We start from the raw sequence: 8910 nt of genomic DNA, 5'->3' as shown, positions 1-8910 counted from the left end.
GTAACAGAATGGTCCGAATTCAGGATTCCGAGTTGGGATGCAGTCGGCAAGCTGCTTAAAAACAAGGTTGTTTTTGATGGTCGAAACATCTACGACAAGAAGTATCTTGATTCCATGGGCTTTGTCCATTATGGAATTGGTATGAAATAAAATAGTTCCAGGTTCTAAGTTCAGGGTTCCAAACTTTCAACAAAGTTTACGTTCCTATTGAACCCCGAACCTCGAACTCTGAACAAAACATTTAACGCTTAACTTTTAACGTTTAAAAATCTCGTGAAACGTATTCTTGTTACCGGCGGCGCCGGATTTCTTGGTTCACATCTCTGCGATCGTTTGATCCAAGAGGGAAATGAAGTCCTTTGTGTGGACAACCTTTTTACAGGAAGAAGGTCCAATATTCATCATTTATTGGATCATAAGAACTTTGAGTTTCTTCGCCATGATATAACCCATCCCCTTTACGTAGAAGTAGATGAGATTTATAACCTAGCTTGTCCGGCAAGTCCCGTTCATTATCAGTTTGACCCGGTTCAGACGACCAAGACTTCGGTTATTGGAGCGATCAATATGCTGGGTCTGGCGAAGCGGCTCAAGATAAAAATCCTCCAAGCTAGTACTTCGGAGGTCTATGGAGATCCAGAAATCCACCCACAACCTGAGTCTTATCGTGGCTCAGTAAGTACAACAGGTATTCGTGCCTGCTACGATGAAGGCAAGCGCTGTGCAGAGACGCTTTTCTTTGATTATCACCGACAGCATGGCGTAGAAATCAAAGTGATGCGGATTTTCAACACCTATGGTCCCCGCATGCATCCGCAAGATGGACGAGTCGTTTCCAATTTTATCGTGCAGGCCTTAAAGGGAGAGGATATTACCATCTATGGCGATGGGAAGCAAACCCGAAGCTTTTGTTATGTCGATGATAACATTGAAGGCATGTACCGTCTGATGAATTCCCGAGATGGTTTTACCGGTCCTGTTAATATCGGTAATCCAGGAGAATTCACCATGCTGGAATTGGCAGAGCTGATATTGGAATTGACAGGAAGCAAAAGTAAACTCAAGTTTTTACCACTCCCTCAAGATGATCCTATGCAGCGTAAGCCAATCATTGATTTCGCAAAAGAGGAGCTGGATTGGGAGCCAAAGGTGGCTTTGAAAGAGGGATTAGAAAAGACTATATACTATTTTGAATCAGAGTTAATATCAGCTGTTATCTAACTCTATTTTGTAGAAATTTCTAAAAAGCAATAATTATTAAATTAGAATGAAAAAGCTTTTAGTAACAGGATCATCAGGCTTAGTGGGATCCGAAGTTTGTAAACACTTCCACAATTTGGGTTGGAAAATTTATGGTTTGGATAACAATCAGCGAGCAGTCTTTTTTGGAGAGAAAGGAGACACCCGATGGAACCAGAAAAGATTGGAAAATACCTTGGAAAAATTCCATCATATAGAATTGGATATTAGAGATCGGGAAGGTGTTTTAAAAATGGTGAAAGAAGTAGCTCCAGATGCAATTGTACACACGGCAGCTCAACCTAGCCATGATCGGGCAGCGGCTATTCCCTTTGATGATTTTGATACAAATGCAGTTGGGACTTTCAATTTATTGGAAGCTACGCGGCAATACTCCACGGATATTCCATTTGTTCACATGTCAACCAATAAGGTATATGGGGATGCACCCAATAATATTCCAATGGTAGAACTTGAGACACGATGGGACTATGCGGATGAGACCTACCACACAGGAATACCTGAAACCTTTACAATAGATCAGAGTAAGCATTCCTTATTTGGGGCCTCCAAGGTTGCTGCTGATATAAGCGTGCAGGAATACGGCCGGTATTTTAATATGCCAACCTGTGTACTGAGGGGGGGGTGTTTGACGGGACCTAGCCACAGTGGGGTAGAATTACATGGTTTTTTGAGTTATTTGGTTAAGTGTAATTTGGATGGTACACGGTATACGGTCTTTGGATACAAAGGAAAGCAGGTTCGGGACAACATTCACTCCTATGATATTTCACGATTTATTGAGGAATTTATTAAAGCTCCACGCATTGCTGAAGTTTACAATTTGGGCGGTGGGAGAGAAAATACTTGTTCCATTTTAGAGGCTTTTAAAATCGCTGAAAAATATTCAGGCAAACCTATGAATTATGTGTATTCCGATAAGAACAGAGAAGGAGACCATATTTGCTATTACAGCGACCTTAGAAAAATGAAAGCTCATTATCCTAATTGGGATATCACCAAAAGCTTAGATGATACTATTAGGGAAATAGTGGAAGCTTGGCAACAAAGATTAGAAGCTTGAAATGCTATTTTCTGACTTCTAACTTCTTTAGGGAATGGTTTTACTATCCAAATTAAGGCGTAATGTCAAGCTGCTTACTTCTTTTGCGACGGGTCAGTTGGCTTCTCAATTTTTGCAGGTTTTAACGGGTTTCCTGGTAATCCGATGGATGACCAAAGAAGATTTCGGCCAATTTACACTTGCTTTTGCTGTACAAAATACTTTTGGAATGCTTGTTGAAATGGGGCTTTCTTCTGCCTTTTTAGCATTTATTGGCGATAAACATACGGATCCGGTACAAGTTAGCCGCTATTTCAATGCTGTATGGTATTGGCGTAAAAAATTATTTCTAGTAATTGCTCCTCTCTCGTTAGTAGCTTTTATTCTTTTGACATACGATAAAAACTGGACACTACTCACGCAAGCCTTGCTTTTTTTGAGTATACCCTTAGCTATCTATTATCAAGGTTTTAGCAGTTTTTATAGCGTAGTACTTCGAATCAAAAGTGAAATTGGTGCTGTGTACAAAATACAGGTAGGAGCGGCTATTTTTCGCTTAGTAATCGTTTTGGCACTGTATGGGGTTAGTTGGCTGAGCGGATGGATTTATTTGTGGCTCAATGCAGCTACCATCGTTCTGACAGGCCTTGCCCTTGCTCCATTGGCCAATAGGTACAGAGATTTGCGTACTGAGGCCGACCCTGAGTCACGTAAGCAAGTATTGCAATACATCAAACCCTCCATGTTGGGGATATCCTTTTCGGCTATTCAATCGCAGATGACGGTAATATTGATCAGTATATTTGGGAAAACAAGTTCTATCGCAGATATAGGGGCTTTAGGTAGATTAGGTCAGCTTTTTACTTTCCTAAATGCATTTAATGGAATGATTCTTCAGCCTTGGTTTGCAAAAATGTCAATTGGTAAAGTACTTAAAAACACACTATTTGTGGTTGGTACGATTGGCATTGGATTAGGTGTTTTCACGGTGTTTTCTTTTTATTATCCTCAGGTGTTTCAATGGATTTTAGGAAAACAATATGATAATCTTGCGAAAGAGTTTGGTTATTCTGTATTAATAGCTTGTATAGGATATATTTCGGCAATTTTTTTATTAATTTCAGGAACTAAAAAATGGGTATATTGGTGGTCAAATATTCTATATATTATCTTATTTTTTTTAATTAATACTCTAGGGATTGTTTTTCTTGATCTTAGTACTGTAATGGGAATTATAAAATTATCATTAATTTTTTCAATAAGCTTTCTTCTTCAACAAGTTGCAAGGTTTCTTTATGGTATAAAATTTAGTTCAAATATTTAATATATTATAGAATGATTATTATTAGTAACGGACAATATAAATCAGGGAGTACATTAATTCATAATTATAACTGTTTACTAGCTAATAATAGAAATATAAATTCTCTTCATCGTCTTTTTAAAGATGATCTCATACCTGTTTTAGATCATATTCATATTGAGTTTTCATTGTTTTCTATTAGAAGTTTTTTAAAGTTGTATTGGTTTAAGAATTTTTTTACATTATTTAAATTGATTTATGCAAACTTCAGATATGGTGATTTTGCAATAAAAACACACGGAAGACCAACTTTTTTTTGGCTTATATTAATAAAGTTAAACCTTGCAAGGGTAACATATACTTTCAGAGACCCAAGAGATATAATTTTGTCACTTATTGACCATGGAGAAAAAAGCAGAAAAGGATTGGATCCCGTGAATGCCTTTATTAAATGCGATAATATTGAAAATACATTATCAGTAGTAACTAGTACAATTGATACTTACAAATCATGGCAAAAATTAGATAAGAATATTCTTTTTTTGAAATATGAGGAGATAATGACTAATCCCAATAAAATAATAAATGAAATAAGTTCTTTTTTAGGTTATAAAATGAGTGCTCAGGATCTTCAAGATATTATTGATATTGAAAATGAGAAAAAAAATAAAGGTGGAAGTTATAATTTTAATTCTGGGAAAATTAATAGATATAAAAGTGAGTTTGATATAGCAACTCAAAATCAATTATATAATTTTTTTAAGGAGGATTTAAATAGCATGGGGTATGAATAAAATTCTTATAACTGGTATAGCAGGTTTTGTAGGTAGCCGTCTGGCCACTTTTTTTAAAGAGCATGATAGCTCGATTCAAATTATTGGGATTGATAATCTAAGTAGGAGGGGAAGCGAAACCAATTTGCATTTGCTAAAACAGCTTGGCTGTACATTTGTTCATGGCGATATTCGATCCAAAGAAGATATTGAAGAGTTGCCTAAGGTAGATTGGGTTATTGATTGCGCGGCCATTCCTACTGTTACTGCAGGTCTGCTAGGTGGTACCCGCCAAATGATAGACCATAACCTTACAGGCACCCTCAATTTGCTGGAAAAATGCAGAAGAGATACTTCTGGCTTTATCATCTTAAGTACTAGCCGAGTTTATTCTATTCCTGCTTTGGCTTCATTACCTCTTGAAGAAGGTGATACCAGGTATCAACTTTCTGTTGATAAGGGCCTTGTCGGCTGTAGTAGCCGAGGGATTGACCACAATTTTTCTACGCAGGCCCCTGTTTCGCTTTATGGTGCCACCAAACTGGCTTCCGAAACAATGGCCCTTGAGTATGGGGAAGCATTTGGTTTTCCAGTGTGGATTAACCGATGTGGAGTAATCGCTGGAGCTGGGCAGTTTGGAAAAATAGACCAAGGCATTTTCTCATTCTGGATCTATCAATGGTTATTAAAAAAGCCACTTGCTTATATTGGATTTGGCGGAACAGGAAAACAAGTCCGCGATTTTTTTAGCCCGCAAGATTTGGCGCAGCTACTATTGAAACAAATCAAGGACCCAAATAGGAAAGTCCCTAAAATACTGAATGTAGGTGGGGGATTGGACAGTAGCATGAGCTTATTCGAACTCAGTCAATTTTGTCGTGAACATCTTAATCATGACATTGAGTTAGGCCGAGTTCCTGAAACTCGTTCTTTTGATATCCCATGGTATGTGACCGATAATACCTTGGTGAGTCAATATTGGGGTTGGCAACCCATGGAATCGAAGGAATCCCTATTGCAATCTATTATGGAATATGCTAGAGAAAATAAGTCAATAATTAATAATGGTTTTTGAGAAGTGAAAAAATTGAAAATTCATTTTTTTGTTCAAAGTACTCATCAACAAGGTACCTTTTTCCGATTCCATAACCTAGCACTAGGCCTAAATCAAATGGGGCATCAAGTGATCATTTTTGCTAGTGATAATGAACCCAAAAGTAAACGAAGACAAGAACTAATTGATGGAATTCAATACGAAGTTTGGCCAGGACATAGAGGACAAGGTATTTTTGGTCAGTGGAATCATCCTTTTACTGTATTTGATCGCGCATACAATACTTATCCAGAAGCAGATGTGGTTCATCTTTTTCAACCTTTTTTGAGTGGAGGACTTGCTTGGCGAAGGATGAAATCAAAAACCAAATTATTGGTTTACGATTGGGATGATCTTTGGACAGGTGGGTTGTATTCAGGTGTAGGTAAAAGTTTTAGGGGGCGATGGGATCAATTTTGGGTAAACTACATTGAAAATGAATATCCTAAAAAGGCAGACTTGGTGACTACTTGCAGCGATTTTTTAAAAGACCGCGCCATACAGTCAGGAGCAAAACATGTCGAGCTACTATTTAACGGCTTATGGGCCTATCAGCCTACTGAAAAATCAATTGCTAGAAAGAATCTTGGTTTGGATGGGCAGGCAAGATACATTGGATTTATGGGTAGGACTACAGGTGAATTGGAGTGGTGTTATCAGGCTTTATCTGAACTCCGAGAGGTTGAAAACCTGCGAATCGCATTATGTGGAATGCCAAAAGAAATATTGCCCGATGTACCACCCTGGCTTGCAAAAAAAGTAGACTATCTAGGGATACTTCCACCAATTAAAACAAGAGATTTTGCAGCTGCCTTGGATTTGGGCCTACTTCCATTGGAAGATAACCTATTCAACCAAAGCAGGTTTCCGATCAAATATGCCGAATACATGGCAGCTGGTACGCCAGTTATCGTATCGGAAGTAGGGCAGTGTGCCAAGCTTTCATCCGAGATGCCTTGGGTTATTAAAGCAGGGCTGGGAAAAGATGCTTTTATAGAAGCGATCAAAAAGTGGATACAATTGCCTGATCGAACAAATATCCTTGACATAGATCAAGTGAATAATCGCTTTTCTTGGCAAAGAATTTCAGAGCAACTAAGTGAACTATATTTAACTAAAATCAAAGAAAAGAATTAGCGATGTTGCTTTCTGTCATCATTCCTACCTGTCATCGTAACGATATGCTCGCTCTTTGCTTGGATAGACTCGCTCCAGGTGTTCAAACTATCAATGAAGCCCAATACGAAGTAATCGTTACAGATGATGGTACGCAAAGTACAGCTGAAAGCTTGATTCATGAGCGATATCCTTGGTGCAGTTGGGTGGCAGGTCCACGCAAAGGTCCAGCTGCCAATCGGAACTATGGAGCAAAACAAGGGAAGGGTGATTGGTTAATATTTATTGACGATGATTGCATTCCTGATAAAGAATTATTAATTAATTACTCTAAAGAAATAATTAATGGAAATTATAAAGGTATTGAAGGTTATATTAATGCTGATAGACCAAAGGAACGGTTTGACGAACAATCACCCTTAAATTTAAAAGGAGGTTGTTTTTGGTCTTGTAATATAGCGGTGGATAAAAAAGTATTTGAAAGGATTGGAGGTTTTGATGAGAGGTTTCCTTTTGCAGCAATGGAAGATATAGATTTTTATCATAGACTGAAATTAGTATGTGAAACTACCTTTCTTGAAAACGCAAAAGTTATTCATCCTTGGAGGAGAACAAAAGCGTTTAAAAGTTATCATAAGTGGATTGTATCTAATCAATATTTAATAAATAAAACAAATACAAATAAAGATGTTCACTATAGAATTTCAAGATTCAAAGTATTTATTGGATCTTTTGTAAATAATACAAAAGAAATAATTAATTACTCGTTTAAAGGTATAGGATTTTATTTTGAGGTAAATTGGTTTTATTTTTTAATGATTTTTAAATAAGTTAAGATGAAATCGTATATATCAGAGCTCAGATTATTAATATGTAATCACATTATTTCTCAAATACCAAGTCACACAATTCGCCTATGTTATTACAGAAAAATTATGGGTTTCAAAATTGGTAAAGGAAGCGCTATATTAATGGGTTGCAAATTTTACTGTGCTAAAGGTTTTGAAATGGGCGACTCTTCGGTAATTAATGCTAACTGTATTTTAGATTCAAGAGGTGGCTTAAAAATAGGTAATAATGTTTCTATTTCAGAACAGACAATTTTACTTACAGCAGACCATGACATGAATTCAGAATTTTTTGATGGGCGTCAAGAACCCATTTTTATTGAAGATTATGTTTGGATTGGAACTAGGGCTACTGTATTACCAGGTGTGAATATAGGTAAAGGTGCAGTGGTTGCTGCAGGTGCTGTTGTTAACAAGTCGATAGATGCTTTTCAGGTAGTTGCAGGTGTCCCTGCTAAATTTATAAAATCAAGATCACAAGCATTAAATTATAAATTAGATTACAGAAGGCTTTTTCAATAATTATTTCTTTATAAAGAAATGAGTTTAAATCTCCTCTTCGTTACCAACAAATTTCCACAGCTTAACTGTGGGGTTGGTTATAATAATAGCTATTTGGCTAATAAATTTATATACATTAGGACTTGTAGTTTCAATTATTTCCATGATTGATATGATTAATTGAAAAGGTTAAAAAATGCAGATATGATAAAGATATATCCACTTTGGTTAAGAGAAAAATTAACATGGAGACTTGAAAATATTTTGAAATTAAAAATTAATCATAAAAAAGTTCCTCTTGAGTTTGCTCCGGGTTGTTTTATGGATTTGAACCCGAGTGATGTAGGTCATAGGCATCTGATGCGAAATTATTTTTATGAACTTGATTTATCTAAACAGATAACTAGCCTATCCAAGTTTGGAGGTCTTTTATTTGATGTTGGAGCAAATTATGGTTATTTCTCAATTATTTGGGCTAATAGTAATTCTAATAATAAAGTGATTGCGTTTGAGGCTTCTCCAAATAATATTAGTCAACTTAGGCATAATGTTATTTTAAACAATTTTAGCTCTCAAGTAAGTATTGAGAAATTCGCTCTAGGAGCCAACGTAGGAATCATGAGCTTTTATTTAGGAAATGAAAGTGGTCAAACTGGATGGGGTGGTTTGATATTAGATGAGAATGAGAATAGTGTAGAGGTCGAGGTAAATACAATTGATAATTATTGTAATTCAAATAATATTGAAAAAATTGATGTTTTAAAAATTGATGTTGAAGGCGCAGACACTTTAGTTTTGTATGGTGCTCGTAAAATGCTTTCAGAAAAAAAGATAAACCATATATTTTTTGAACAGAATCTTGTGCGCATGGAAAAGCTAAAAATTCAGTCTAATGAACCTATAAATTTCCTAAAAGATCTGGGATATATTGTTGAAGAAATATCAGTAAATGAATATTATGCTCATTTATAATT

Annotated in this window: 9 protein-coding genes and 1 pseudogene; all 10 read left to right on the top strand. The window is 36.3% G+C overall.

Translation table 11 applies throughout. The annotated features are described in order from the left end of the window. Window positions 1-150: pseudogene (locus HWE15_RS06860) on the top strand (UDP-glucose 6-dehydrogenase); the annotation flags it as partial. A gap of 123 nt (window positions 151-273) precedes the next feature. Continuing rightward, complete coding sequence (locus HWE15_RS06855; RefSeq protein ID WP_290506772.1) at window positions 274-1221, top strand: UDP-glucuronic acid decarboxylase family protein; 948 nt, start codon at window positions 274-276, stop codon at window positions 1219-1221. Between the two features lie 46 nt (window positions 1222-1267). Further along, a complete protein-coding gene (locus HWE15_RS06850; protein WP_290506771.1) occupies window positions 1268-2323 on the top strand; it encodes an NAD-dependent epimerase/dehydratase family protein in 1056 nt (351 codons plus the stop codon). 34 nt (window positions 2324-2357) lie between these two features. Next, window positions 2358-3626 (top strand): hypothetical protein, encoded by a 1269-nt coding sequence (locus tag HWE15_RS06845; protein WP_290506770.1) that lies wholly within the window; start codon window positions 2358-2360, stop codon window positions 3624-3626. A gap of 11 nt (window positions 3627-3637) precedes the next feature. Further along, window positions 3638-4399, top strand: coding sequence for a sulfotransferase domain-containing protein (locus HWE15_RS06840; RefSeq protein ID WP_290506769.1), 762 nt, complete (start codon window positions 3638-3640; stop codon window positions 4397-4399). Beyond that, entirely contained in the window at window positions 4392-5453 is a 1062-nt protein-coding gene (locus HWE15_RS06835) for an NAD-dependent epimerase/dehydratase family protein (protein ID WP_290506768.1), read from the top strand. Before HWE15_RS06840 ends, HWE15_RS06835 begins: the two co-directional genes overlap by 8 nt. Before the next feature lie 3 nt (window positions 5454-5456). Then, window positions 5457-6608 carry a glycosyltransferase gene (locus tag HWE15_RS06830; protein WP_290506767.1) on the top strand — a complete coding sequence of 384 codons (1152 nt, stop codon included), beginning with the start codon at window positions 5457-5459 and terminating at the stop codon, window positions 6606-6608. A gap of 2 nt (window positions 6609-6610) precedes the next feature. Beyond that, window positions 6611-7417 (top strand): glycosyltransferase, encoded by an 807-nt coding sequence (locus HWE15_RS06825; RefSeq protein WP_290506766.1) that lies wholly within the window; start codon window positions 6611-6613, stop codon window positions 7415-7417. A gap of 105 nt (window positions 7418-7522) precedes the next feature. Continuing rightward, the gene (locus HWE15_RS06820) at window positions 7523-7957 is read left to right on the top strand and encodes a DapH/DapD/GlmU-related protein (protein WP_290506765.1); all 435 of its coding nucleotides are present in this window, start codon (window positions 7523-7525) and stop codon (window positions 7955-7957) included. A 183-nt stretch (window positions 7958-8140) separates the two neighbouring features. Next, a complete protein-coding gene (locus HWE15_RS06815; protein WP_290506764.1) occupies window positions 8141-8908 on the top strand; it encodes an FkbM family methyltransferase in 768 nt (255 codons plus the stop codon). Window positions 8909-8910: the final 2 nt, after the last annotated feature.

It is taken from the genome of Algoriphagus sp., assembly GCF_013373065.1.
GTDB lineage: Bacteria > Bacteroidota > Bacteroidia > Cytophagales > Cyclobacteriaceae > Algoriphagus.
This window is presented reverse-complemented; position numbering and strand designations above follow the sequence as displayed.

What these genes read in the sequence shown, in the direction of transcription:
- HWE15_RS06845 (WP_290506770.1), top strand. Translation starts at nt 2,358, where the DNA reads ATGGTTTTACTATCCAAATTAAGGCGTAATGTCAAGCTGCTTACTTCT.
- HWE15_RS06825 (WP_290506766.1), top strand. Translation starts at nt 6,611, where the DNA reads ATGTTGCTTTCTGTCATCATTCCTACCTGTCATCGTAACGATATGCTC.
- HWE15_RS06840 (WP_290506769.1), top strand. Translation starts at nt 3,638, where the DNA reads ATGATTATTATTAGTAACGGACAATATAAATCAGGGAGTACATTAATT.
- HWE15_RS06850 (WP_290506771.1), top strand. Translation starts at nt 1,268, where the DNA reads ATGAAAAAGCTTTTAGTAACAGGATCATCAGGCTTAGTGGGATCCGAA.
- HWE15_RS06835 (WP_290506768.1), top strand. Translation starts at nt 4,392, where the DNA reads ATGAATAAAATTCTTATAACTGGTATAGCAGGTTTTGTAGGTAGCCGT.
- HWE15_RS06815 (WP_290506764.1), top strand. Translation starts at nt 8,141, where the DNA reads ATGATAAAGATATATCCACTTTGGTTAAGAGAAAAATTAACATGGAGA.
- HWE15_RS06820 (WP_290506765.1), top strand. Translation starts at nt 7,523, where the DNA reads ATGGGTTTCAAAATTGGTAAAGGAAGCGCTATATTAATGGGTTGCAAA.